The sequence below is a fragment of the Candidatus Pelagibacter communis genome (assembly GCF_001180205.1).
GTDB lineage: Bacteria > Pseudomonadota > Alphaproteobacteria > Pelagibacterales > Pelagibacteraceae > Pelagibacter > Pelagibacter ubique_O.
In genome coordinates this window covers 1-23,159 of record NZ_CVSU01000085.1, presented here as the reverse complement: position 1 = coordinate 23,159, position 23,159 = coordinate 1, and the positions used below count along the sequence as shown (strand labels likewise).

32 protein-coding genes are annotated in these 23,159 nt (G+C 28.0%); 28 read left to right on the top strand and 4 right to left on the bottom strand.

What is annotated here, in order from left to right:
- Positions 1-25 precede the first annotated feature (25 nt).
- The 10 genes from dapA to recO are packed head-to-tail and all read left to right on the top strand — an operon-like array spanning position 26 to position 7,354.
- A complete protein-coding gene (gene dapA / locus AMO08_RS03385; protein WP_075485161.1) occupies positions 26-907 on the top strand; it encodes a 4-hydroxy-tetrahydrodipicolinate synthase in 882 nt (293 codons plus the stop codon).
- A complete protein-coding gene (gene smpB / locus AMO08_RS03380; protein WP_075485158.1) occupies positions 907-1,377 on the top strand; it encodes an SsrA-binding protein SmpB in 471 nt (156 codons plus the stop codon). Before dapA ends, smpB begins: the two co-directional genes overlap by 1 nt.
- Positions 1,304-1,861, top strand: coding sequence for a 2-amino-4-hydroxy-6-hydroxymethyldihydropteridine diphosphokinase (folK, locus tag AMO08_RS03375; protein WP_256997652.1), 558 nt, complete (start codon positions 1,304-1,306; stop codon positions 1,859-1,861). The genes smpB and folK overlap by 74 nt, the downstream gene beginning before the upstream one ends.
- Before the next feature lie 21 nt (positions 1,862-1,882).
- Positions 1,883-3,628, top strand: coding sequence for a RelA/SpoT family protein (locus AMO08_RS03370; protein ID WP_075485152.1), 1,746 nt, complete (start codon positions 1,883-1,885; stop codon positions 3,626-3,628).
- Positions 3,585-4,172 carry an orotate phosphoribosyltransferase gene (pyrE, locus tag AMO08_RS03365; protein WP_075485150.1) on the top strand — a complete coding sequence of 196 codons (588 nt, stop codon included), beginning with the start codon at positions 3,585-3,587 and terminating at the stop codon, positions 4,170-4,172. Before AMO08_RS03370 ends, pyrE begins: the two co-directional genes overlap by 44 nt.
- Positions 4,169-4,888, top strand: coding sequence for a pyridoxine 5'-phosphate synthase (locus AMO08_RS03360; RefSeq protein WP_075485148.1), 720 nt, complete (start codon positions 4,169-4,171; stop codon positions 4,886-4,888). Before pyrE ends, AMO08_RS03360 begins: the two co-directional genes overlap by 4 nt.
- Positions 4,889-5,275 (top strand): holo-ACP synthase, encoded by a 387-nt coding sequence (gene acpS / locus AMO08_RS03355; RefSeq protein WP_075485146.1) that lies wholly within the window; start codon positions 4,889-4,891, stop codon positions 5,273-5,275. It abuts the gene before it with no gap.
- The gene (gene lepB, locus AMO08_RS03350; RefSeq protein WP_075485144.1) at positions 5,272-6,009 is read left to right on the top strand and encodes a signal peptidase I; all 738 of its coding nucleotides are present in this window, start codon (positions 5,272-5,274) and stop codon (positions 6,007-6,009) included. The genes acpS and lepB overlap by 4 nt, the downstream gene beginning before the upstream one ends.
- Positions 6,009-6,677 (top strand): ribonuclease III, encoded by a 669-nt coding sequence (rnc, locus tag AMO08_RS03345; protein WP_075485142.1) that lies wholly within the window; start codon positions 6,009-6,011, stop codon positions 6,675-6,677. Before lepB ends, rnc begins: the two co-directional genes overlap by 1 nt.
- Positions 6,674-7,354 carry a DNA repair protein RecO gene (gene recO / locus AMO08_RS03340; protein WP_075485140.1) on the top strand — a complete coding sequence of 227 codons (681 nt, stop codon included), beginning with the start codon at positions 6,674-6,676 and terminating at the stop codon, positions 7,352-7,354. Before rnc ends, recO begins: the two co-directional genes overlap by 4 nt.
- Here recO and hemB read toward each other — a convergent pair whose 3' ends face one another.
- Positions 7,355-8,344, bottom strand: coding sequence for a porphobilinogen synthase (gene hemB, locus AMO08_RS03335; protein ID WP_075485137.1), 990 nt, complete (start codon positions 8,342-8,344; stop codon positions 7,355-7,357). It abuts the gene before it with no gap.
- Positions 8,345-8,417: 73 nt separating this feature from the next.
- Here hemB and AMO08_RS03330 point away from each other — a divergent pair, with 73 nt between their 5' ends.
- The 11 genes from AMO08_RS03330 (at position 8,418) to AMO08_RS03280 (ending at position 17,951) form a co-directional block, all read left to right on the top strand.
- A complete protein-coding gene (locus tag AMO08_RS03330) occupies positions 8,418-9,056 on the top strand; it encodes an aspartyl/asparaginyl beta-hydroxylase domain-containing protein (protein ID WP_075485134.1) in 639 nt (212 codons plus the stop codon).
- 1 nt (position 9,057) lies between these two features.
- Positions 9,058-9,483, top strand: a complete 426-nt coding sequence (gene rpiB, locus AMO08_RS03325) for a ribose 5-phosphate isomerase B (protein ID WP_075485131.1) — start codon at positions 9,058-9,060, stop codon at positions 9,481-9,483.
- 2 nt (positions 9,484-9,485) lie between these two features.
- A complete protein-coding gene (gene glyA, locus AMO08_RS03320) occupies positions 9,486-10,793 on the top strand; it encodes a serine hydroxymethyltransferase (RefSeq protein WP_075485128.1) in 1,308 nt (435 codons plus the stop codon).
- Positions 10,794-10,796: 3 nt separating this feature from the next.
- Positions 10,797-11,255: a transcriptional regulator NrdR gene (gene nrdR / locus AMO08_RS03315; protein ID WP_075485126.1), complete on the top strand. Its 459-nt coding sequence runs from the start codon at positions 10,797-10,799 to the stop codon at positions 11,253-11,255.
- Positions 11,236-12,339, top strand: coding sequence for a bifunctional diaminohydroxyphosphoribosylaminopyrimidine deaminase/5-amino-6-(5-phosphoribosylamino)uracil reductase RibD (gene ribD, locus AMO08_RS03310; protein WP_075485123.1), 1,104 nt, complete (start codon positions 11,236-11,238; stop codon positions 12,337-12,339). The genes nrdR and ribD overlap by 20 nt, the downstream gene beginning before the upstream one ends.
- Before the next feature lie 5 nt (positions 12,340-12,344).
- Complete coding sequence (locus AMO08_RS03305) at positions 12,345-12,938, top strand: riboflavin synthase (protein ID WP_075485120.1); 594 nt, start codon at positions 12,345-12,347, stop codon at positions 12,936-12,938.
- On the top strand, positions 12,925-14,025 hold the full coding sequence (gene ribB, locus AMO08_RS03300; RefSeq protein ID WP_075485118.1) for a 3,4-dihydroxy-2-butanone-4-phosphate synthase: 1,101 nt from the start codon (positions 12,925-12,927) through the stop codon (positions 14,023-14,025). Before AMO08_RS03305 ends, ribB begins: the two co-directional genes overlap by 14 nt.
- The gene (ribH, locus tag AMO08_RS03295) at positions 14,025-14,414 is read left to right on the top strand and encodes a 6,7-dimethyl-8-ribityllumazine synthase (protein ID WP_075485115.1); all 390 of its coding nucleotides are present in this window, start codon (positions 14,025-14,027) and stop codon (positions 14,412-14,414) included. Before ribB ends, ribH begins: the two co-directional genes overlap by 1 nt.
- Positions 14,411-14,815, top strand: coding sequence for a transcription antitermination factor NusB (locus AMO08_RS03290; protein WP_075485112.1), 405 nt, complete (start codon positions 14,411-14,413; stop codon positions 14,813-14,815). The genes ribH and AMO08_RS03290 overlap by 4 nt, the downstream gene beginning before the upstream one ends.
- A gap of 74 nt (positions 14,816-14,889) precedes the next feature.
- Positions 14,890-15,768 (top strand): thiamine-phosphate kinase, encoded by an 879-nt coding sequence (thiL, locus tag AMO08_RS03285; protein WP_256997651.1) that lies wholly within the window; start codon positions 14,890-14,892, stop codon positions 15,766-15,768.
- A gap of 77 nt (positions 15,769-15,845) precedes the next feature.
- The gene (locus tag AMO08_RS03280) at positions 15,846-17,951 is read left to right on the top strand and encodes a sodium-translocating pyrophosphatase (RefSeq protein ID WP_075485109.1); all 2,106 of its coding nucleotides are present in this window, start codon (positions 15,846-15,848) and stop codon (positions 17,949-17,951) included.
- Here the strand turns inward: AMO08_RS03280 and bamE are convergent.
- The gene (bamE, locus tag AMO08_RS03275; RefSeq protein ID WP_075485106.1) at positions 17,938-18,423 is read right to left on the bottom strand and encodes an outer membrane protein assembly factor BamE domain-containing protein; all 486 of its coding nucleotides are present in this window, start codon (positions 18,421-18,423) and stop codon (positions 17,938-17,940) included. The genes AMO08_RS03280 and bamE overlap by 14 nt on opposite strands.
- Here bamE and AMO08_RS03270 point away from each other — a divergent pair.
- The 6 genes from AMO08_RS03270 to AMO08_RS03245 are packed head-to-tail and all read left to right on the top strand — an operon-like array spanning position 18,422 to position 20,941.
- Positions 18,422-18,889 (top strand): ubiquinol-cytochrome C chaperone family protein, encoded by a 468-nt coding sequence (locus AMO08_RS03270; protein ID WP_075485103.1) that lies wholly within the window; start codon positions 18,422-18,424, stop codon positions 18,887-18,889. The genes bamE and AMO08_RS03270 overlap by 2 nt on opposite strands.
- Positions 18,890-18,891: 2 nt before the next feature.
- A complete protein-coding gene (rpmF, locus tag AMO08_RS03265) occupies positions 18,892-19,074 on the top strand; it encodes a 50S ribosomal protein L32 (protein WP_023853776.1) in 183 nt (60 codons plus the stop codon).
- A 19-nt stretch (positions 19,075-19,093) separates the two neighbouring features.
- Positions 19,094-20,095, top strand: a complete 1,002-nt coding sequence (gene plsX, locus AMO08_RS03260) for a phosphate acyltransferase PlsX (protein ID WP_075485100.1) — start codon at positions 19,094-19,096, stop codon at positions 20,093-20,095.
- A 1-nt stretch (position 20,096) separates the two neighbouring features.
- On the top strand, positions 20,097-20,396 hold the full coding sequence (locus AMO08_RS03255; RefSeq protein ID WP_075485097.1) for an integration host factor subunit alpha: 300 nt from the start codon (positions 20,097-20,099) through the stop codon (positions 20,394-20,396).
- Positions 20,389-20,772, top strand: coding sequence for a MerR family transcriptional regulator (locus AMO08_RS03250; RefSeq protein WP_075485094.1), 384 nt, complete (start codon positions 20,389-20,391; stop codon positions 20,770-20,772). The genes AMO08_RS03255 and AMO08_RS03250 overlap by 8 nt, the downstream gene beginning before the upstream one ends.
- Complete coding sequence (locus AMO08_RS03245) at positions 20,750-20,941, top strand: 50S ribosomal protein L33 (protein WP_023853780.1); 192 nt, start codon at positions 20,750-20,752, stop codon at positions 20,939-20,941. The genes AMO08_RS03250 and AMO08_RS03245 overlap by 23 nt, the downstream gene beginning before the upstream one ends.
- On the opposite strand, the gene AMO08_RS03240 is transcribed toward AMO08_RS03245, so the two are convergent.
- The gene (locus AMO08_RS03240) at positions 20,942-21,232 is read right to left on the bottom strand and encodes a chorismate mutase (protein ID WP_075485091.1); all 291 of its coding nucleotides are present in this window, start codon (positions 21,230-21,232) and stop codon (positions 20,942-20,944) included.
- A gap of 88 nt (positions 21,233-21,320) precedes the next feature.
- Here AMO08_RS03240 and AMO08_RS03235 point away from each other — a divergent pair, with 88 nt between their 5' ends.
- On the top strand, positions 21,321-22,301 hold the full coding sequence (locus tag AMO08_RS03235; protein ID WP_256997650.1) for a COX15/CtaA family protein: 981 nt from the start codon (positions 21,321-21,323) through the stop codon (positions 22,299-22,301).
- 28 nt (positions 22,302-22,329) lie between these two features.
- Here AMO08_RS03235 and AMO08_RS03230 read toward each other — a convergent pair.
- Positions 22,330-23,159: PLP-dependent transferase (locus AMO08_RS03230; RefSeq protein ID WP_143323809.1), on the bottom strand; the 830-nt coding region annotated here is incomplete at its 5' end.

Below are 23,159 nucleotides of genomic sequence, written 5' to 3'. Positions count from 1 at the left end.
TCTTTAAACTATGTTATAAGTATTTATGTTCAAAGGATCAAATGTTGCTTTAATTACACCATTTAAAAATAATGGTCTAGATGAGGAAGCATATATAAAATTAATCCATTTCCACATCGATAATGGTACTAATGGACTTGTGCCAGCGGGTACAACAGGTGAATCTCCTACGTTGAGTCATGATGAGCATCAAAGAGTTATAGATTTATGTATAAAAGAAAGTAATGGAAAAATTCCAGTTATTGCTGGTACGGGCTCCAACTCAACTGAGGAGGCTATTTCTTTAACCACACATGCTGAAAAAGTAGGAGCTAACGGCGCTTTGATAGTTACACCTTATTACAATAAACCAACTCAAGAAGGATTGTATCAACATTATAAAGCAATTAATGATAATTGTGGCATACCAATTATAATTTATAATATTCCTGGTAGATCTGTGATTGATATGTCAGTGGATACAATGGCCAGACTGTATGAATTAAAAAATATAGTTGGTGTTAAAGATGCAACAGGTGATTTAGATAGAGTTAATCAGACACTTGAAAAAATGGGTAAAGAATTTATTCAATTAACAGGTAATGATGATAATGCATTTGAATTTAATAAGCGTGGTGGAGTAGGTACTATTAGTGTAACAGCTAACATTGCACCTAAACTTTGTTCAGATTTTCAAAAATTCTCTAAATCAGACACCGATAACGAAATGAAAGAAGCAGAAAGATTAGATAAAATATTACAACCAGTTCATCATTCAATGTTTGTTGAGAGTAATCCTAGTCCTGTAAAATATGCTGCAAAACTTTTAGGACTTTGTGATGACAATGTGAGACTACCACTTGTAAAAGTAACAGACACAACAAAAGAAATTGTAAAAAAAGCTCTTCAGTCTGCTAAGTTAATTTAATGAACAAAAAAACCAATCCTGGTTTGAAAATCATTTGTTTAAATAGAAAAGCTAGTTTTAACTATTTTTTTGAAGATCTTTTTGAAGCTGGAATTGTTTTAAAGGGATCAGAGATTAAATCAGTAAGAGAGGGCAAGGTCAATATCGCTGAGTCTTATGCTGTTGAAAAGGGAGGTGAAATTGTTTTAATTAATTCACATATATCTCCATACAAGCAAGCCAGTTACTCTAATCACAACCCAACAGATGATAGAAAATTGCTTCTTAACAAAAAAGAAATAAATAAATTGATAGGTAAAATGCAAAGAGATGGTTTCACATTAGTTCCAACAAAAATGTATTTTAAAAAAGGAAAAGCTAAAATAGAACTAGCTGTTGCAAAAGGGAAAAAGCAATATGATAAAAGAGCAACAAAAAAAAGTAGAGATTGGAACCGTGAAAAGGCAAGATATATTAGAAAATCAAGCTAAAATTGTTTTTTTAGGAATAGGTTCAAATTTAGGTATAAGGAAAAGAAATATAGAAAAAGCAAAATTTTTATTAGCAGAACATAGCTTAGATGTTCTCGCAGTATCCAGTTATTATGAAACCCCTTCCTGGCCTGACCCACGAAAACCTAAGTTCCTAAACATAATTTTAAAATTAAAATGTTATTACAGTCCTCGAGAACTATTAAAAATATGTAAATCTATAGAAAATCAATTAGGTAGAAAGAAAGCAAAAAAAAATGCTCCTCGTACATGTGATTTAGATATAATCGATTTTAATAATTTGGTATCAAAAAAAAACTCTAAGATTAATTTACCTCATAAAATGATGCACAAAAGGAACTTTGTATTATTTCCATTATTTGAGATTCAAAAGAATTGGATCCATCCTGATAAACAAATTGATGTTAAAACCTTGATTTCTCTACTTCCTGATAGAGACATTAGATCTATTAAACAAATTTGATATAGTGGTATAATATCAATTATGCTTAATTCAAATGAACTTATAAATAAAGTTAAGAATTATAATAAATTTCTTAATCCTGAAAAATTGGATAAAGCATATAATTTTGCTGTTAAAGCTCATAAGAGTCAAAAAAGAGCTTCGGGTGATCCTTATTCTGTTCACCCAATTGAGGTTGCAAATATTTTAACTGAATTAAAATTAGATAGCGCTACAATTACAACGGGTCTGTTGCATGACACTATAGAAGATACTTTTGCAACTTATGAAACTATCAAACAAGAATTTGGTGATGAGGTTGCTGATTTAGTCGACGGTGTAACTAAAATTTCTGCATTTGAAAATTCAGCTGGAGCTAATTCTAAAGTTGAGAATTTCAGAAAATTAATTTTAGCAACATCAAAAGATATCAGAGTTCTGTTAGTGAAAATTGCCGATCGACTCCATAATATGAGAACCATTAAAGCAATTACAAAAGAAGATAAAAGAAAAAGGATAGCTCAAGAAACTATGGAAATTTATGCCCCATTAGCTGATAGAATGGGAATGCATAGAATAAGAGACGAACTTGAGGATTTATCTTTTGAAATTTTAAATAACGATGCAAGAAAATTAATAAAAAAAAGACTTGATGAAATAAAATTGGATAGAAAAGATTTATTTGAAGAACAATCTTTTGAGTTAAGTGAAATATTGAATGATAATGAGATTAATGCAGAGATTCATGGTAGAGAAAAAACACCTTTTTCAATTTGGAGAAAAGTCCAAAAAAAAAGAGTTTCCCTTGAACAAATAACAGACATTATTGGATTTAGGATAATTTTAAAAAACGTAGACGATTGTTACAAAACGCTTGGTATTTTTCATAAAAAATGGAATTGTATACCGGGAAAATTTAAAGATTATATTTCATCTCCAAAAATAAATGGTTATAAATCTATTCATACTTCTGTAATTGGTTCAAATAAAAAACCAATAGAAATTCAAATTAGAACACATGAAATGCACGAATTTGCCGAGAGAGGTGTTGCATCTCATTGGCAGTATAAATCTTCTGAAAAATTTAATTCTTTAAGCTGGAAGGAGTATGATTGGTTGAAAGACCTTGTTGAGATTATAGAAAAAAATGAAAACCCTGAAGACTCATATGAGTATACAAAACTACAAATGTTTCAAGAAAACGTATTTTGTTTCACACCAAAAGGTTCAGTAATTAAATTACCTAAAGATGCAACTGCTATAGATTTTGCATATGCTGTTCATACTAAAATTGGTAATTCAGCAGTTGGTTGTGAAATTAATGGAAACAAAAGCGAATTACAAACTATTTTAAGAAATGGTGATCGAGTAAATATAATAACATCTAAAAATAATTCACCATCACTTCACTGGATACCAACTACTAAAACAGGCAAAGCTAGAGCAGCAATAAGAAGATATTGGCATGATAAAGGAGAGCAAAAAGAGGAAAAAACAAAAAAATATAATACCACTCTATGGATGTCATTACCTGATAAGCCAGGTCAATTAGGAGATATAAGCTCACTCATTGGAAGTCACAAATTAAATATATCGAGCTTAGAAATGGTTGGTAAAAATCCCAATTATATTAATTTTAAATTTAAATTAATTATTAGAAACCTTAAGAATTTTACTAATTTTATTGCAGAGCTAAAACAAAAGAGTATAAAATTTAAGATAATTAGACACGAAGAAAAAAGAAATGCTTTCACACAAAAAATCCTTAAATATTTTAAAAAAAACTAATGCATTATTAGAAGGTCACTTTGTTTTATCCTCAGGTCTACATTCTTCAAAATATATTCAGTGCGCAAAACTCTTAAGCTTCCCTAATTTAGCTGATAAAATTTGTAAATCTTTAGCAAATAAAATTAAAAAAAAATTTAAAAAAATTGATTTAATACTAGCTCCTGCAATGGGAGGAGTAATTATTGGATATGAAATAGGAAAACTACTAAAAAAAGAAACAATTTTTTGTGAAAGGGTAAATGGTAAATTTACTCTTAGAAGAGGTTTCCATATTAAAAAAGGTGCAAGAGTATTAATTATAGAAGATGTAATCACTACAGGAAAATCAAGTTTGGAGTGTGTTAAATTGATTAAAAAATCAAAAGCAAAATTAATTGGATTTGCATCTATTATTGATCGATCAACCAAACAATCTTTAAAAATAAAAACTGGAATAACATCTCATTTAAAAATTGATGTTCCAACTTATAAAGCAAATAAATTACCTCCAGAACTTAAATCTATACCAATAACAACCCCAGGAAGCAGATTTATTAAGTGAAAAGGTTAGGTGTAAATATAGATCATATTGCAACTCTACGAAACGCTCGTGGAGAGAAACATCCAGATCCACTATATGCAGCCAAAAAAGTTATTAGTTATGGAGCTGATTCCGTAACAATACATTTAAGAGAAGATAGAAGACATATAAATGATATTGATGCAAAAAAAATCTGTGGTTTAAGAAATGTACCTGTAAACCTTGAAATTTCTATGAATAAAGAAATTGTTAATAAAGCACTTAAGATAAAACCAAATTTTATCTGTTTAGTTCCAGAAAATAGAAAAGAAATTACTACCGAGGGAGGTTTAAATATAAAAAACAATCTTAATAAGTTAGAGAAAATAATTAAAAAATTTAAAAAAGCAAAGATAAGAACAAGTTTATTCATTAATCCTTCCCCAAATGACATTAGACTTGCTAAAAAATTAAATGCTGATTGTATTGAAATACATACCGGAAAACTAGCAAACCTAGTTAAATCAAAAAAAAATTATTCTAGTGAATTTAACAGAATTAAAAAAAGTGCAAAATTGGCATCAAGTTTAAATTTAGAAGTTCATGCTGGTCATGGTTTAGACTATAAAACCACGAAAATGTTAATAAAAATAATAGATATTGAGGAGTATAATATTGGACATTTTATAATCGGAGAGTCAATATTTGATGGACTTTCAAAAGTAATTAAAAACTTTAAAAAAATTATAAAAAAATAAATGAAAATTCTAGGTATTGGAGTTGATATTGTTGAAAATAAAAGAATTCAAAAATCGATTAAAAATCCTTTATTTAAAAAAAGAATTTACTCATCTAAAGAATTGAAACAATCTAATGCAGCAAACAATAAAGCAGCTTATTTTTCAAAGAGATTTGCTGCAAAAGAAGCATTTTCTAAAGCTCTTGGCACAGGTTTTCGTATGAATTTAAATTTTAAAGATATAGAAGTTGTTAATGACAAAAAGGGAAAGCCTTATTACGTTAAAAATAAAAAAATTACAAAAATCATACAAAAGAACTTTAAAATCAAAAATTTTAAATGTTTTTTATCAATTTCGGATGAAAAAAATTATTCAACTGCATTTGCAATTATTCAAACATCATGAAATTAGATAAAAATTTTTTTTCAGAAAATATAAAAACTTTAATTTATGCATTAATAATTGCAGTTATAATTAGATCCCTTTTAGTACAACCATTTTATATTCCATCATCATCCATGGAACCTACTTTATTAGTAGGTGATAGGTTGTTTGTAACAAAATATACCTATGGATATAGCAAACATTCATTTCCTTTTAGCCCTCCAATATTAAACAAAAGAATTATGTTTAGTAGTCCAGAAAGAGGTGATGTAATTGTATTTAAAACTCCAGCAGATAATCGAACAGATTACATTAAAAGATTAATTGGTTTACCTGGTGATAAAATTCAATTTATAGATTCTAATTTATATTTAAATAATTCTGAAATTCTTAAATCTAAAATTAATAACAAAACTACAATTTTCTGTGGCAACAAAAATATTGATGTTTATAGATTTGAAGAAAAACTTTCAAATGGTAAAAAATTTCACACTGTTTATTTAAAAGATTACACCTATCAAAATTCTGATGTGTTTACTGTACCAAAAGATCATTATTTCTTTTTAGGAGATAACAGAGACTGTTCTAAAGATAGCAGGTACTTAACAAGTGTTGGATATGTACATAAAGATAATTTAGTAGGAAAAGCTCAATTTATATTTTTCTCTTCAGATAAAAGAATAGGAAGTTTTATTGAATTTTGGAAATGGCATAAGTCAATAAGATTTAATAGAACCTTTAATAAAATTAATTAATGAAAATTAACTATCAAAGTTTAGAAAAAAAAATTGATGTAAAATTTAAAAATAAAGATCTACTTATCCAAGCTCTTACACATAAAAGCTTTAATCCAAATGAAAATAATGAAAAGATAGAGTTTCTGGGTGATAGAGTTCTTGGTTTAGTTATAGCAAAAAAACTTTTAGAAATTTATCCAGGTGAAAAAGAAGGAATTCTTGATAAAAAATTTGCATCGCTAGTGAATAAAAAAACGTGTCTGGATATAGCAAAAAAAATCAACTTAGCTAGTTATGTTAAAACATTTAATCCCAACAATAAAAAAATAAAAATTGAAGACAAAATTATATCTGATAGTTGTGAAGCATTAATTGGTGCTATTTATCTTGATAAAGGTTTTATAATTGTCGAAAAAACAATTTTAAACTTGTGGCAAGATCATATTGAAAAAAGTGTAGTTACAGAAATAGATGCAAAAACAAAGTTACAGGAATTAACTTTAAAAAACTTCAAAAAATTACCTACTTATAAATTAATTTCAAATACAGGACCAAGACACAAACCTATATTTAAAGTTGGAGTAAAATTGCCCAATACAAAATATTTCATAGCTACTGGAAAATCAAAAAAAGAAGCAGAACAAAATGCTGCTATCGAATGTTTAAAAAAAATAAATAAAAAATGAATTGGTCAGACGAAGGGTTTTTAATAAGCAAAACAAGATATAATGAAAATTCATTAATTGCTGAATTATTTACAAAAGATAAAGGAAAGATATCTGGAATTATATTTGGTGGTACTTCCAAAAAAATTAAAAATTACCTTCAAGTTGGTAACAAACTCCATGTTAATTACAATTCTAAAAATGAAAACAGAATAGGTTATTTTAAAATTGAAATTTTAAATGCCTATACCCCATTATATTTTGATCATAAGCAAAAGTTATCCTGTATTACATCTGCTATGAATTTAATCAAAATATTAACAGCAGAATCTCAATCTAATGATAAAGTTTATTTTATAATTCAAAATTTATTTTTAATTTTAAAAGAAAAAGATTGGTTAAAAAAATATATATTTTGGGAATTAGAGTTACTTAAAATATTAGGATATGACTTATCGCTCGAAAATTTAGTTGAAAAAGATTTGGAAGGTAACAAAACTGTATATTACGCTAATTCTTTAAATGAAAAAAAATATGTACCTAATTTTTTGATTGAAAGAGATATAGAGGTTAATGATCTTGGCACCTTATTGAACGGTTTGAAATTAGTAGGAGATTATTTGGATAAAACCATCTTAAGACCAAATAATTTAAGTTATCCAAATAGTAGGTTGTTATTTTTAAATACGTTAAAATAATTATTTTATTATTTTATCAATTCTATCAGCATAATAACTTACTATAGCATTGGCACCAGCTCTCTTAAAAGCTACCAAGCTTTCATATATAGCATCTTTATTAATTAATTTTTTCGTTATAGCTGTTTCAATCAAGCTATATTCTCCTGATACTTGGTAGGCAAATACAGGTAATTTAAATTTCTCTTTTATTGACTTTATTATGTCTAAGTAGGGCATACCTGGTTTAACCATTACCATATCGGCACCTTCTTTAATATCTAATGCAACTTCCCTTAAAGCTTCATCAGAATTTCTATAATCCATCTGATAAGTTTTTTTGTCTCCTTTTAACGAACCTTTAGAACCTACTGCATCTCTAAAAGGGCCATAAAAGCTTGAAGCATATTTTGCTGCATAAGATAATATTTGAACATTTTGGAATTTATTTTTATCTAAAGCTTTTCTGATTTTACCTATTCTGCCATCCATCATGTCTGATGGAGCCAGTAGATCACAACCCATCTCTGCTTGAAGTAATGATTGATTAATCAAAACCTCAATTGTTTCGTCGTTAAGTATTGTGTTAGATTTGATTAAACCGTCATGACCATGTGATGTATAGGGATCTAATGCTACGTCACACATAATACCTATTTGATTTTTGTATCTTTTTTTAATTTCTTTAATTGCTCTACAAACTAAATTTTTTTCGTTAAGTGATTCTGTACCCAATTCATCTTTACGTACATTTTGGGTTTTTGGAAAAAGTGCAACCATTGGTATCTTCTTTTTTATTGCTCTATCTACTATTTGGCTCAATCGATTAATTGTATATCTGTATACACCTGGCATTGATGAAATCTTTTGCCGTTTATTTGATCCTTCAATTAAAAAAATAGGTAATATAAAATCATTTGGACTTAAGGTATTTTCTTGAATCAGTCTTCTTGACCAAGATTCTTTTCTAGTTCTTCTAAGTCTAAGATTGGGATATTTACCAATAATCATGTTTTAATTTACTTTTAAATTGCGACAAATGTAATATACACATATACAAAAAAAAAGGTAGAAAGCAATCAAGATGACAATAGAAAATTCAAAAGTAATAGACTTAAATATTAAAAAAGAAGATAGAGTATTAGACTTTAGCGATTTTCAGAAACAAGAAATTAAGTTTGATATTGAAAAGTTGCAAGAAGCTTATCATCAAATAGTTAAGATTAAAAAATTTGAAGATGCTGGTGTAACTCACTTTGGAGCGATATCATTAACCCAAATACCTGGTGATCCAGACTCAATCAAAGGTAACAAGGCTAGAGGAGTATATTGGACAAAACCTGATAAATCGGGAAAAGAAGTAGTCAGAGATGAGTCTCTTGATGAGTCACAATATTCGGAATTTATAAAAGATTATGAAAATACTTACTTTAAAGATGTATATGATGCTCTGTCATCTAAATATAAATTAGGAAGAGTTAGAATTCTTTTAAAAGAACCAAGATCAACTTTGAGTTGGCATAGAGATCCTGAGCCAAGATTACATATACCTATAATTACTAACCCTGGCTGCATCATGGTTATTGATAATGTCGCAAAGCACATGCCTGCGGATGGGTCAGTATGGGTCACAAATAACACGAAGTATCACAATGCATTTAATGGTGGTGAAGAGAATAGAATACATTTAGTTGCTTGTGTTTTAGATTACAAATTTAATTAATTTGAAAAAAATATTTATTTCATCAGATCACGCTGGATTTATATTAAAAGAGTCAATCAAAGAGTATTTAAAAAATAAAAAAGTAAAATTTGAGGACCTTGGTCCAAAAGATGATAGTAGTGTTGATTATCCTGACTATGCACATAAAGTTGCAAAAAAAGTCAAACTTAATAAAAGAAATGTTGGTATTTTAGTGTGTGGATCTGGGATTGGCATGAATATTGCGGCAAATAAGCATAAAAATGTGCGTGCAGCGCAATGTTTTAATCTAAAATCAACAAAATTATCCAGATTGCATAATGATGCAAACATCATTACATTAGGTTCAAGATTGATATCCAAAAAAAATGCTTTAAAGTTTATTAGTGTTTTTTTAAATACTAAATTTGATGGTGGGAGACATTTAAAAAGAGTTAAAAAAATATAATTATGTCTAGTGAAAAAAATTATTTAAATGATAGTTATAAAAGTTTTTTTGAGGACAGTTTATCTGTAAAAGATCCAGACCTTTATAAAGCTATTAAAGATGAATTAATCAGACAACAACAACATATTGAACTAATTGCGTCTGAAAATATAGTATCTCAAGCAGTATTAGAAGCACAAGGTTCAGTTTTAACTAATAAATATGCTGAGGGTTATCCTGGCAAAAGATACTACAATGGTTGCGAACATGTTGATGTTGCAGAAAATCTTGCTATTGAAAGATTAAAAAAATTATTTAATTGTAAATATGCAAACGCACAACCACATTCAGGTGCTCAAGCAAATGGCGCAGTATTTTTAGCTTTGTTAAGCCCAGGTGATACTTTCATGGGTATGAGTTTAAATTCAGGTGGTCATATTACTCATGGATTAAAAATTTCAATGTCGGGTAAATGGTTTAATGCGATAGGATATGATGTAGATAAAGATTCTGAATTAATTGATTATGATAATGTTGAAAAACTTGCTTTAGAACATAAGCCTAAACTAATAATTGCTGGTGGAAGTGCATATTCTAGAGTAATAGATTTTAAAAGATTTAGAGAAATAGCAGATAAAGTTGGAGCTTATCTAATGGTAGATATGGCACATTTCTCAGGTTTAGTTGCAGGTAAAGGATATCCAAACCCTTGTGATTACGCGCATGTAGTTACTTCAACAACACATAAAGTATTTAGAAGTGCAAGAGGAGGAATAATTTTAACCAATCATGAAGATCTTGCTAAAAAATTTAATACAGCAGTTTTTCCTGGTTATCAGGGTGGACCTTTGATGCATATCATTGCTGCTAAGGCTGCTGGTTTTTTGGAAGCCTTACAGCCAGAATTTCAAAATTATATTAAATCTGTTTTAGCAAATGCTAAAATGCTTGCAGAGACACTAAAAAATAACGGATTCAAAATATACTCTGATGGAACAGATACGCATTTGATGTTGGTAGATTTAAGGCCTTATAATGTAAAAGGTAATCTTGCAGCTGAAAGTTTGTCTAGAGCAAATATTACGTGTAATAAAAATGGCATTCCTTTTGATACAGAAAAACCGATGATTACCTCAGGTATTAGATTAGGTACTCAAGCAGCTACAACACGAGGATTTGGATTAAATGAGTTTAAAACTGTAGGTGAATTAATCACAAAAACTTTAAAAGGTTTATCTGAAAACCCGTCAGATAATAGCAAAATAGAAGAAGAAGTAAAAAATGAAGTTATTTCTTTAACTTCGTCATTTCCGATATATAAGAACCTTTAGCAAATGATTTGTCCGTGCGAAAAAAAGGGTGATACATCTGTAGTGGATTCACGACCTACAGAAGATGGAACAGCTATAAGAAGAAGAAGACTTTGTATTTGTGGTGAACGCTTTACTACTTTTGAAAGAATTCAAATTCGTGAATTAATGGTTGTTAAGAAAAATGGAAGAAAGTCAGTTTTTGACCGCGATAAACTGTCTAAATCGATCTATATTGCACTTAAGAAAAGACCAATTGATACTGAGACAATAGAAAAATTTATAAGTCATATATCAAGGTCTTTAGAGGAACTTGGTCAAGGTGAGGTATCAACTAATACAATTGGTACAATGGTTATGGATGGTTTAAAAGATTTAGATCCTGTTGGTTATGTAAGGTTCGCTTCAGTTTATAGAAACTTTAGAGAAGAAAAAGATTTCGTGCAATTCGTGGACAAACTTAATGTCTACAAAAAAACATAAATTTACATTAAAAGATAAATTTTACATGGAGATAGCCTTGGATCTGGCTAGAGCTCGGCATGGCCTTACTGGATCAAATCCTTCAGTAGGGTGTGTAATTGTTAAAAATGACAAAATAATCTCAATAGGTCAAACTTCATTTAATGGAAGACCACATGCTGAATCTAATGCAATTAAAAATAGTTTCGAAGATTTAAAAGGCTCAAAAATGTATGTTACCCTTGAACCATGTTGTCATCATGGTTTAACACCACCATGCACTGACTCGATAATTAAATCAAAAATTTCTGAGGTTATATATTCTGTAACAGATATAGATAAAAGAGTTAGTAATAAAAGTTTTAAAATTTTAAATTCAAATAAAATAGTTGTAAAAAAAGGTTTGTTAAAAAATAAAATAGAAAACTTTTATCATCCTTATTTTATTAATAGAAAGAAAAAATTACCTTATGTTACTGGCAAAATAGCAATTTCAAAAAACAATATTATTTATACTAATTATCAAAAAAAAATCACAAATATTTATTCAGATCAGTTTTCACATCTTTTGAGATATCAAAACGATGGTTTGATGATTACATATAAAACACTAAACAAAGATAATCCAAGATTAAATTGTCGTTTAAAAGGTTTAGAAAATTTTTCACCAAAAAGAATTATTTTAGACAGTAAACTTAATAGCAAAATAAATAGTTATATAATTAAAACAGCTAAAAATAAAAAAACTTTAATTTTTTATAATAAAGCTGATAAATCAAAAATTTCTAAATTTAAAAGAAATGGGATTATTCTCATTAAATGTAAAGTTGATAGAGATAACAAATTTGATATGAGTAAAATTTTAAAAAAACTATATAATTTTGGCTGTAGGAATTTATTAATAGAGGGTGGAAATGATCTAACTAATTCTCTAATCAAAAATAAAATTTTTAATAAATTTTATTTATTCAAAAGTCCTAAAAATCTTCCTAAAAGCTCAGAATATTTAAAATTTAGTGGTCTGAATACATTAAATCAAAAGTATCAAACAAAAATTAATTTAAATCTGAATTTGCGAAAAGACAGAATAACACTATATAGATAGAAATTATGTTTAATGGAATAATTTATAACCAAGGTATTATTACTAAAATTATTAAAAGACCCAAAGGTCTTAATATTTTTGTAAAAAGTAATCTTAAAGTCTCCAAAAAAGATATGGGCTTGTCAGTTGCATGTGATGGTGTCTGCTTAACTTTAATCTCATATAAATCAAAAATTATGGAATTTTACCTATCTAAAGAAACGATAATTCGTTCAAAATTTAAATTTTTGAAAATAAGAGATAAAATAAATTTAGAATTACCTTTAAAATATGGGACAAAAATTTCAGGACATATTTGTCAAGGTCATGTTGATACTGTGGGCAAAGTCTTAAGTATTAATAAAATAGATAAATCATTCCTTTTTGACTTTGTCTTATCTAAAAAGGAAAGAAAACACTTAATAGAAAAAGCATCAATCTGTGTAAATGGAATTTCCCTCACAATTTCAAAAGTAACTAAAAAAGGTTTCCAGATATGGATAATTCCTCATACTTACAAAGAGACAAATTTATCAACTTTAAAAAAATCTAGTTTAGTTAACATAGAGATAGATATCTTGTCTAAATACGTTAGGAATTATTTCCATGGGAAAAAATAATTTTGCATCAATCGAGTCAATTATAAGTGTAGCCAAAAAAGGAGGTATGTTTATTTTAGTTGACGATGAAAAAAGAGAAAATGAAGGAGATTTAGTTATTTCAACATCAGACTCAAATGCGAAGAACATTAACTTCATGGCAAAATACGGGCGAGGCTTAATTTGTCTAGCACTTGATTCACTTCAAGCAAAAAGATTAAATTTATCTTTAATGTCTCCAGTAAATCAATCAAGAAACAAAACTGCCTTCACAATTTCTATTGAAGCAAAAAAAGGGATAACTACAGGTATATCTGCTAAAGATAGAGCTAGAACAATTAAAATTGCTTCAAAAAAAAAAGCAAATAAAAATGAAATTGTTTCCCCTGGTCACGTGTTTCCAATTATAGCCAAAGATGGCGGAGTGCTTGTTAGAGCAGGGCACACTGAAGCTTCAGTTGATATATCTAAATTAGCAAAAAAAAATAACTCTGCTGTAATTTGTGAAATTATGAATGAAGATGGTACAATGGCTAAAGGCCACGATTTATTCAATTTTGCAAAAAAACATAAATTAAAAATTGGAAAGATAGAAGATCTGATCGCATATAGACTTAAAAAAGAAAAACTTATTAAACTTAAAAAGCAAAGCAAGATTGATGTAAAAAATCAAAAATATAACATAAGAATTTATGAGAATCTTTTAGATGGTTCAGAACACTTCGCATTAATAAAAGGCAAAATAAAAAAAGGTATTACTCCAAGAGTAAGAGTAATTTCATCTAATGTCGTCCAAAACTATCTAATAAATCAATCACTACCAAATTCATTTAATAAGACTTTAAATTATTTTAAAAAATATCAAAATTGCGTTTTAGTTTTTATTAAAGACTCAAATCTAAAATCAGTAACTCAGACTTTAAAGGATTATAAAAACAAAGACTTTTATAAAAAGGGGAATGACAAGTTAATAAGAAATTATGGTATTGGAGCTCAAATTATTAAAGACTTAAAAATTAAAAACATGATATTAATTACAAAATCACCAAAAAAAGTTATTGGTCTTGATGGTTATGGTATAAAAATTACAAAACAGGAATTAATTTGATGAAAAAAAAATATTTAATTGTTGTAGCAGATTATTACAAAGAAATTGCCGATGGCTTAATAATGAGTGCTTTAAAAATAATTCCAAAAAAAAATATAATAAAAATTATTAAAGTACCTGGTGCTTTTGAAATTCCAGTTACAATCTCCAAAAATTTAAAAAAATTTGATGGTTTTTTAGCTCTAGGATGTGTAATTAAAGGTCAAACACCACACTTTGATTTTATTTCTCAAGCATCAACAGATGCCATAATGAAATTATCTATAGATAGTAAAAAACCTATTGGAAATGGAATAATTACCTGTCTAAATATGGCTCAAGCGAGAGCTAGAAGAAAAAAGGGTGCTGAAGCTGCAGAAGCTGTGATTTCAGTTTTGTCTCAAAAATGAGAACTCATTTTAACCCAAAAAATAACCCTAGAGTTATAATTATACAGAAATTATATGGGAAATTTTATAATGAAGATGATGATTTAAATTTTCCAAAACATAGATTTAAAAAATTCATCAAAGATATCGTTTTAGGAACTATAGAAAGAAACGATCTTATTTTAGATGAATTAAATAATAAATTAGGTGATGAATTTGTATTTGAAAAATTAGATAAAGTTTTTCAAACAATTTTAAAAGCAGCAACTTATGAATTTATGTACAAACCAAATTTATCTATAAATATAATCATTAAAGAATATTTAAATTCATCTAATTTTTTTCTTGAAGACTCACAAACAAAATACCTTAATGCTTTATTAGATAATGTTGGAAAAAAATTAAGATCTAACAATGTATGAATTTGATTTAATAAATAGTTATTTTTTTAAATTAGCTAAAAAAAAATAAATTTGCTCTTAATCTTAATGATGATGTGTTTTTTGATAAAAAAAGAGGTGTTGTTATATCTGTTGACACATATAATATTGGTACTCATTTTATTGATTTTAAATACCCAGATTTAGTAATTAAAAAAATATTAAGATCATCAATTTCCGATTTAATTTGTAAAGGTGTTTCACCAAAGTTTTATTTTATTTCTGGCTCTGGTAATAAAAAAACATTTACAAAAAAAAATTTATATAAAATCTCAAAATCACTTAAATCAGAACAAAATAAATATAATATTGATTTATGTGGTGGAGACACAACTTTTTCAAACAAACTAAGTTTTACAATCATATCAATGGGATATTCGAATAAAATAATTTATCGTAATAAAGCTAAATTAAATGATGATATTTATGTTACTGGAAATTTGGGAGATAGTTATTTAGGACTTAAAGCATTAAGCGATAAAGCTAAATTTAAAAATAAAGACAAATTATTCTTTGTAGAAAAATATTATAAACCAGAGTTAGCTTTAAATTTAACAAAATATTTATTTAAATTTGCTAATAGCTCTATCGATATTTCAGATGGATTAATTGATGATTTGACAAAAATGATTAATAAACAAAGCTTATCATTTCACTTATTTGAAAATAAAATACCTGTTTCTAATAAATTGAGTAATTTTATTAAAAAACAAAGATTAAATAAAATTAATCTAATTTCTAATGGAGATGATTATCAGGTTTTATTTACTGCACATATTAAGAAAGCTAGAATCATTCAAAACGCATCTAAAGCAACTGGAATTAAAATAACTAAAATTGGTAAAATTGTATCTGGTAAAGATAGATCATTGATATTCGATGAAAAAGGCAAGCAAATACAAGCTAAATCAAAAGGTTATATTCATCGGTTTTAGAAGTTAATCGTTGTCTTTTTTATCTTTTTTTGTATTGTGCGGGCTTAAAATTTAACAACCAATAACTTAAGGTTAATATGAGCGGAACAGTCGAAACAATACTATTATATACAATTGGAGCTGGTTTATTATCTATCGTTTATGGATTTTTAACTGGAAAAAATATTCTTAATTCAAGTGCAGGAAATGCAAAAATGCAAGATATTGCATCTGCAATTCAAATCGGTGCAAAGGCATATTTATCAAGACAATATAAAACTATTGCTATTGTTGGTGCTGTAGTTTTAGTAATCGTAAGTATTGCATTTAGTCCACTAGTAGGTCTTGGGTATTTAATTGGTGCTGCCTTATCAGGTATCGCGGGATACGTAGGAATGTTAGTTTCTGTTGAAGCTAACGTCAGAACAGCAGAAGCATCTAGAAAAGGTTTAGCTCAAGGTCTTTCAGTTGCTTTTAAATCTGGTGCTGTAACTGGAATGTTGGTTGCTGGTTTGGCCTTATTAGCTATAGCTGTTTATTATTATATATTATTAAAATCTAATGTTGAAGAAAGAGAAATAGTTAATGCTTTAGTTGCATTAGGTTTTGGTGCCTCCCTAATTTCTATTTTTGCAAGATTAGGTGGTGGAATTTTTACAAAAGGTGCAGACGTAGGTGCTGACTTAGTTGGAAAAGTTGAAGCTGGAATTCCAGAGGATGATCCTAGAAACCCTGCAGTAATAGCAGACAATGTTGGTGACAATGTAGGAGATTGCGCTGGTATGGCTGCTGATTTGTTTGAAACATATGCTGTTACAATTGTTGCAACAATGGTTTTATCCTCAATTTTCTTTGTTGGAGATTTAAATATGATGATTTATCCTTTATCTATTGGTGCTGCATGCTTGTTAACATCTATTGTTGGAACATTTTTTGTTAAACTTGGAAAAAGTAATAACGTTATGAATGCTTTGTATAAAGGATTTGTTGTCTCTGCAGTAGCATCTTTAGTAATATTATGGCCTGTTACAGATCATGTAATTGGTTTTACAAATGAGTATACAATAAATGATCAAACATTTAATGGAATGGATCTATATTATTGTGGTGTGATAGGATTAGTTATTACTGGATTATTAATCTGGATTACTGAATACTATACAGGAACAAGTTATAGACCAGTTAAATCTGTTGCGTTATCATCAACAACTGGTCATGGTACTAATGTTATTCAAGGGCTAGCTGTTTCTATGGAAGCAACTGCAATACCAGCATTAATAATTGTTGCAGGAATTCTTATAACAAATTCTATTGCAGGACTTTTTGGTATTGCTATTGCAGTAACTACAATGCTTGCATTAGCGGGGATGGTTGTCGCTTTAGATGCGTACGGACCAGTTACTGACAATGCTGGTGGTATTGCTGAAATGTCTAATCTTGATAAGAAAGTTAGAAAAACAACAGATGCTTTAGATGCAGTAGGTAACACAACTAAAGCTGTTACAAAAGGTTATGCAATTGGTTCTGCTGGTTTGGGCGCTTTAGTTTTATTTGCTGCTTATACAGAGGATATCAAGCATTTTTCAAAAGAAGCTGGATCTGCATTAGAAGGTATTGTTGTAACTTTTGATTTATCTAACCCGTTTGTTGTTGTGGGTTTATTAATTGGTGGAATGTTACCTTATCTTTTTGGTTCAATGGGAATGCAAGCTGTTGGAAGAGCTGGTGGAGCTGTTGTAGTCGAGGTAAGAAGACAGTTTAAAAAATTTCCAGGTATAATGAAAAGAAAACAAAAACCTGATTATGCTAAGTTAGTAGATTTGTTAACTGTTGCTGCAATTAAAGAAATGATTATACCATCATTGCTTCCAGTTTTATCACCTGTAGTTCTTTATTTTGTAATTTTATCTATTGGTGGACAAGTTGCTGCTCTAGCTGCAGTGGGTGCGATGTTACTTGGTGTTATAATCACCGGTTTGTTTGTTGCGGTATCAATGACTGCTGGAGGTGGAGCTTGGGATAATGCTAAAAAATATATAGAAGACGGTAATCACGGTGGTAAAGGTTCAGAGGCTCATAAAGCTGCTGTAACTGGAGATACAGTAGGAGATCCATATAAAGATACTGCTGGACCAGCTGTAAACCCAATGATTAAAATTACTAATATTGTAGCTTTATTATTATTAGCTGTTATTGCTGGTTAGCTTTTTCGCGCTTTTTGGCCCTCTGTCCAAGAGGGTCATTAATCTTTTGTCTCATACTAGACATAAAATCATAAATAAATGAATTTTTTTTATAAATTGCACCTGTTTCTGCCTCAACAACTTTAATTTTTTCCATGTCATCTTTATTATAAAATTTCTTATCTTTTAAAATTCCATAATCATTAATTTCTAAAACTAAAACATCATTTTTAAAAATTTTCATTTTACCCAAATTTTTAAGTTTGGATTGAGTTTGTTTTCTTTCAATGTAAATCCAGACCTGATTATCAAATTTACTTTTAGTTGATGGACTACCTAAAATTTTTATAATATCATTTTTGTTGCTTTTATTTATAATTAATTTTGATTGTTTTTTTTCTAAAAATGGTACACCGTGGTGTTTTACAACAGGTTTAAATGAACAATTTGAAATTACTAAAGAGAATAAAATTATATATAATATTTTAATCATGACTAAAAATTATCTTAATATTTATAACAATTTTATAAATTACACTAGAAATAAAGACTTATATAAAAATCTTAATAGACCTGATAACTTTTCCGATCGATTAACATTGTTTTTATTACATTTTTCTTTTTTCTTAAAAAACTTCAAAAATGAAAATAATAAGAAAATTTTGCAGGAAATTTATGACTTTAATTTTAGACAATTAGAATTAAGTATCAGAGAAATTGGATATGGTGATCAATCAATAAATAAGAAAATGAAAGATTATATTAATTTATTTCATTCTATGGTTTCAGAAATTCACTTTTGGGACAATCTTTCTAAAAATGAAAAAATAAATAAAATTTCAATTTTTTTGAGTGATTTTGAAAATATTGATCATTTACTTGATTATTTTGAGGAATTTAATGAAAATTTATCAAAAAAAACTTTGAATTCTTATTTAAAAAGTGTAAGTAACCCATAATTATGGCTGTACCAAAACGTAAACAAACCCCTTCCAGAACTGGAATGAGAAGAGCTCAAACAATGAAATTTTCAACTAAAAATATAGTTGAAGATAAAAAATCAGGTGAATACAGGCTATCTCATCATTTAGACCTTAAAACTGGTATGTATAAGGGAAGACAAGTTTTAGACCCAAAAGAATAGTATATTATAATCTATAAAAATGTCAGATTTGATTAAAATTGCAGTAGATGCAATGGGTGGTGATGGATCACCAAAGAAAATAATAGATGGTATTATTTTAAATCATTCTATTAATAAAAATAATTTTTTTAAAATTTTTGGGGACAAAAATAAAATAGATCCATTAATTATAGGAAAAATACCCACAGAATTTTTTGAATTAATTCATACTGAAAAAAAAATTGAAAGCACCGATAGTCCTCTAGAGGGTGCAAAAAGAGGGAAAGATACTAGTATGTGGCTTGCCATTCAAAGTGTGAAAGAAAAAGAAGCAGATATAGTTATATCAGCAGGTAACACGGGTGCATTGTTAGTTGTATCGAAATTGAATTTAAAAATGATAGAAAATATAGATAAACCAGCTTTATCTGCCTTATGGCCAAATAAAAAGGGTATGAGTGTTGTATTAGATTTAGGTGCCAACATTGAATGTAGTTCTAAAAATTTATCAGACTTTTCAATTATGGGAGCTTCTTTATATACTTCACTTTATCCGAATGACAAACCAAACGTAGCATTATTAAATATTGGTTCAGAAGAATTAAAAGGAAATGAGACTATCAAAGAAACTTATCAATTATTAAATGAAAGAAAATCAGATAATTATAATTTTGCTGGTTATATTGAGGGAAACCATCTTATGGATGGAGAGGTTGATGTAATAGTTTCAGACGGTTTTACAGGAAATGTTGCATTAAAAACAGCAGAAGGAACTGCGAATTTTATAACTAGTGAGTTAAAAAATGCGATGACAGGTACATTAATAGGTAAAATTTCATCTTTATTAAATATATCAAACTTAACAAAATTTAAGAAAAGACTAGATCCAAGACTATATAATGGAGCAATTTTTATTGGTTTAGACTCTCCAGTTGTTAAAAGTCATGGAGGCACTGACCATATTGGCTTTTCAAACTCTCTAGATGTTTGTCATAGAATTGTAAAAGGTAATTTGATAGAAAAGATTAAGCAAAATATTTAATATGAGAATTAATTTAACTAAAAAAGACTTAGTTAATTTAGTTTATATGCAGCTTGGTTTTTCAAAACAAATATCAGAAAATTTAATTGAGGATTTTTTATCAACTATAGTTACTAACATCAAAAACGAAAAAAAATTAAAATTATCTAAATTTGGAACTTTTTCTATTAGACAAAAAAAATCTAGGATTGGTAGAAACCCTAAAACTAAAGAAACAAAAGTAATTTCAAGCAGAGATGTCGTATTGTTTAAGCCATCAAAGGAATTTAAGGAATTTGTTAATTTAAAAGATAATGGATAAATCAAATAGCGCATACAAAACTATTGGTGAAGTAGCTAGAATATTAAATCTTAAATCAAATGATAAAGGAGCTCTACCGACACATGTCATTAGATTTTGGGAAAGTCAATTTAAACAAATTAAACCTAAGATATTAAATTCTAATAGAAGATATTATGATGAAAAAACAATAAATCTTCTTAAAAAAGTTAAATTTTTACTTAAAGATCAAGGTATGACAATAAAGGGTGTAAAAAAAATATTAAATAATGAAGATTCTTTAAAGCTTGACGAAATTGCAGATAAATCTATAAGAACTGAAAATTTAAAAAATAAGTTATTAAAAATTTCTAATAAATTAAAAGAATTAAAAAATGGCAAAAAAAACGCACGTTAAAGTAAGAATGGTTCCAGAGGCCAAACCAGATAGCCCTTACTTCTACTATGTAAAAAAACCTGCTGGAGGAGAGAAGGCTAAAGTTAAACTTTCAGCAAAGAAATACAATCCGGATACTAGAAAACACGAAATGTTTGTGGAAAAAAAGCTACCACCACACAGTAAGTAATTATTTTTTTTTAAAGTTTCTCTTTTCGTAATCGATATAAGACAAAATCATATTTTTCCATATACGATTAGTAATTTTAGGATCAATCTTTAGTTTTTTAGATTTTGAGTGAATTTTTTTAAGTATAAAATTGATACGCTTTTTATCTACTATTTCTTTTTTAAATTCTTTAAGTTTTAAAACTTCTTTTACAAGATTTGTTCTATATTTAATCAAGGATAACAACTTATTATCTAACATATCTAATTTAGATCTTATTATTCCTAATTTTTTTTTGTTTTTAGGCGACATTTAATTTATTGGTTTAATTAATAATTATTATATTTATTTAATCATGTACAGTCAGAATTATTCTTTAAATTATCAATTAAAAATATGGATGATCACTTTATTAGTGATGATCGTGCTTATTATTTTAGTAGGGGGTCTAACTAGATTAACAGACTCTGGACTATCTATTACTAGTTGGGAACTTTTTATTGGATCATTACCCCCTTTAACAAATGATAAATGGATAGAATATTTTGATCTCTATAAAACAATACCTGAATATAAAATGCAAAATTTTAATATGACTTTAAATGAATTTAAAATTATTTTTTGGTGGGAATGGGCGCATCGCCAATTGGGGAGATTAATTGGTCTAACTGTTCTTTTTCCAATGATCTATTTTACAATTAAAAATGGTTTTTGGATTTTGAAAGAATATTCAATTATTTTTTTCTTAGTGTGTTTTCAAGGATTCATTGGATGGTACATGGTGTCAAGTGGATTAGTTGATAGAATTGATGTTAGTCATTACAGATTATCACTACACTTAGTTACAGCTTTTATTATTTTGTCTATAGTTTTTTGGAAATATTTAAATCTAAATGATATAAAAATTAATCATATTTATATTCAATTAAACCCAGTTAAATTTTTTCTTTTATTATTATATTTACAATTAATAATTGGAGCATTTGTGTCCGGGATGGATGCAGGAAAAATTTATAATACTTGGCCTTTAATGGGCTCATCATATTTCCCAGATGACAGTGTAATCAATGATTTGTTTAATCTCAAAGTATTTGATGATCAATCACTTGTTCAATTTATTCATAGAAATTTAGCATATTTAATTGTCATAATATATTTATACATGCTTTATTTTGTTTTAAAGAATGGAAATATAAATTTAAGAATTCCAATCTTCATTATTGGAATTTCTTTATTGTTTCAAATTATTTTGGGAGTTCTTACAATTTTATCTGGAGTAAAAATGATTTATGCATCTCTACACCAAATAAATTCTATCTTAATAATACTTTCAACATTGTATTTTCTTTATATTGTAAAACATAAAGAGCCCAATTATTAGTTCATATTTGTAAACATTAAAAGCCAAATTAGCTTACAGCTTTTAAATTACCTTTTGAAGATTTATTCAATGCTTGATCAAGATCCTCAATAATATCATCAATGTGTTCAATACCGATACAAAGTCTTACATAACTTTGAGTAACACCTGATGCAGCTAGCTCTTTCTCATTTAATTGACTATGAGTTGTACTTGCTGGATGAATTGCTAAACTTCTAGCATCACCAATATTAGCTACGTGATAGAACATTTTTAAAGACTCTATAAATTTTTTACCAGCTTCAATTCCACCTTTAAGCTCGATACCAATCATTGGTCCATTTCCACCTTTAAGATATTTTTTTGCTCTATCAGCAATTGGTTTATCGTGTTCTGTAGAATAAATAACATTTGTAACCTCTTTATGTTTTTTGAGAAAATTTACAACATACTCAGCGTTAGCACAATGTTGTCTCATTCTGAGAGCAACAGTTTCAAGTCCTTGAATTATTGCAAAAGCATTATCTGGAGCCAGAGCTGACCCTAAGTCTCTTAATAAACAAACTCTTGCCCTAACTGCAAATGGTACATTGGCACCAGTTAGTTCTGGCACAGCTTTTCCCCAAATTACACCACCATAACTATTATCAGGTTCATTAAATAAAGGTTGTCTTTTGGGATCTGCGGTCCAATCAAAGTTTCCACTATCAACTATACTTCCTGCAACGGCTGTACCATGTCCACCTATATATTTTGTAAGTGAGTGAATTACTACAGCAGCTCCATGTTCAATCGGTCTGCATATTACTGGTGCAGCTGTGTTATCCATTATTAGCGGAATGTTATATTTTCTTCCAATGTCAGAAACTTCCTTTATTG

Bases quoted from the DNA above. Each gene is read 5' to 3' on its own strand.
- dapA (WP_075485161.1), top strand. From the start codon at position 26: ATGTTCAAAGGATCAAATGTTGCTTTAATTACACCATTTAAAAATAAT.
- smpB (WP_075485158.1), top strand. From the start codon at position 907: ATGAACAAAAAAACCAATCCTGGTTTGAAAATCATTTGTTTAAATAGA.
- folK (WP_256997652.1), top strand. From the start codon at position 1,304: ATGATAAAAGAGCAACAAAAAAAAGTAGAGATTGGAACCGTGAAAAGG.
- AMO08_RS03370 (WP_075485152.1), top strand. From the start codon at position 1,883: ATGCTTAATTCAAATGAACTTATAAATAAAGTTAAGAATTATAATAAA.
- pyrE (WP_075485150.1), top strand. From the start codon at position 3,585: ATGCTTTCACACAAAAAATCCTTAAATATTTTAAAAAAAACTAATGCA.
- acpS (WP_075485146.1), top strand. From the start codon at position 4,889: ATGAAAATTCTAGGTATTGGAGTTGATATTGTTGAAAATAAAAGAATT.
- lepB (WP_075485144.1), top strand. From the start codon at position 5,272: ATGAAATTAGATAAAAATTTTTTTTCAGAAAATATAAAAACTTTAATT.
- rnc (WP_075485142.1), top strand. From the start codon at position 6,009: ATGAAAATTAACTATCAAAGTTTAGAAAAAAAAATTGATGTAAAATTT.
- recO (WP_075485140.1), top strand. From the start codon at position 6,674: ATGAATTGGTCAGACGAAGGGTTTTTAATAAGCAAAACAAGATATAAT.
- hemB (WP_075485137.1), bottom strand. From the start codon at position 8,344: ATGATTATTGGTAAATATCCCAATCTTAGACTTAGAAGAACTAGAAAA.
- AMO08_RS03330 (WP_075485134.1), top strand. From the start codon at position 8,418: ATGACAATAGAAAATTCAAAAGTAATAGACTTAAATATTAAAAAAGAA.
- glyA (WP_075485128.1), top strand. From the start codon at position 9,486: ATGTCTAGTGAAAAAAATTATTTAAATGATAGTTATAAAAGTTTTTTT.
- nrdR (WP_075485126.1), top strand. From the start codon at position 10,797: ATGATTTGTCCGTGCGAAAAAAAGGGTGATACATCTGTAGTGGATTCA.
- ribD (WP_075485123.1), top strand. From the start codon at position 11,236: ATGTCTACAAAAAAACATAAATTTACATTAAAAGATAAATTTTACATG.
- AMO08_RS03305 (WP_075485120.1), top strand. From the start codon at position 12,345: ATGTTTAATGGAATAATTTATAACCAAGGTATTATTACTAAAATTATT.
- ribB (WP_075485118.1), top strand. From the start codon at position 12,925: ATGGGAAAAAATAATTTTGCATCAATCGAGTCAATTATAAGTGTAGCC.
- ribH (WP_075485115.1), top strand. From the start codon at position 14,025: ATGAAAAAAAAATATTTAATTGTTGTAGCAGATTATTACAAAGAAATT.
- AMO08_RS03290 (WP_075485112.1), top strand. From the start codon at position 14,411: ATGAGAACTCATTTTAACCCAAAAAATAACCCTAGAGTTATAATTATA.
- AMO08_RS03280 (WP_075485109.1), top strand. From the start codon at position 15,846: ATGAGCGGAACAGTCGAAACAATACTATTATATACAATTGGAGCTGGT.
- AMO08_RS03270 (WP_075485103.1), top strand. From the start codon at position 18,422: ATGACTAAAAATTATCTTAATATTTATAACAATTTTATAAATTACACT.
- bamE (WP_075485106.1), bottom strand. From the start codon at position 18,423: ATGATTAAAATATTATATATAATTTTATTCTCTTTAGTAATTTCAAAT.
- rpmF (WP_023853776.1), top strand. From the start codon at position 18,892: ATGGCTGTACCAAAACGTAAACAAACCCCTTCCAGAACTGGAATGAGA.
- plsX (WP_075485100.1), top strand. From the start codon at position 19,094: ATGTCAGATTTGATTAAAATTGCAGTAGATGCAATGGGTGGTGATGGA.
- AMO08_RS03255 (WP_075485097.1), top strand. From the start codon at position 20,097: ATGAGAATTAATTTAACTAAAAAAGACTTAGTTAATTTAGTTTATATG.
- AMO08_RS03250 (WP_075485094.1), top strand. From the start codon at position 20,389: ATGGATAAATCAAATAGCGCATACAAAACTATTGGTGAAGTAGCTAGA.
- AMO08_RS03245 (WP_023853780.1), top strand. From the start codon at position 20,750: ATGGCAAAAAAAACGCACGTTAAAGTAAGAATGGTTCCAGAGGCCAAA.
- AMO08_RS03240 (WP_075485091.1), bottom strand. From the start codon at position 21,232: ATGTCGCCTAAAAACAAAAAAAAATTAGGAATAATAAGATCTAAATTA.
- AMO08_RS03235 (WP_256997650.1), top strand. From the start codon at position 21,321: ATGATCACTTTATTAGTGATGATCGTGCTTATTATTTTAGTAGGGGGT.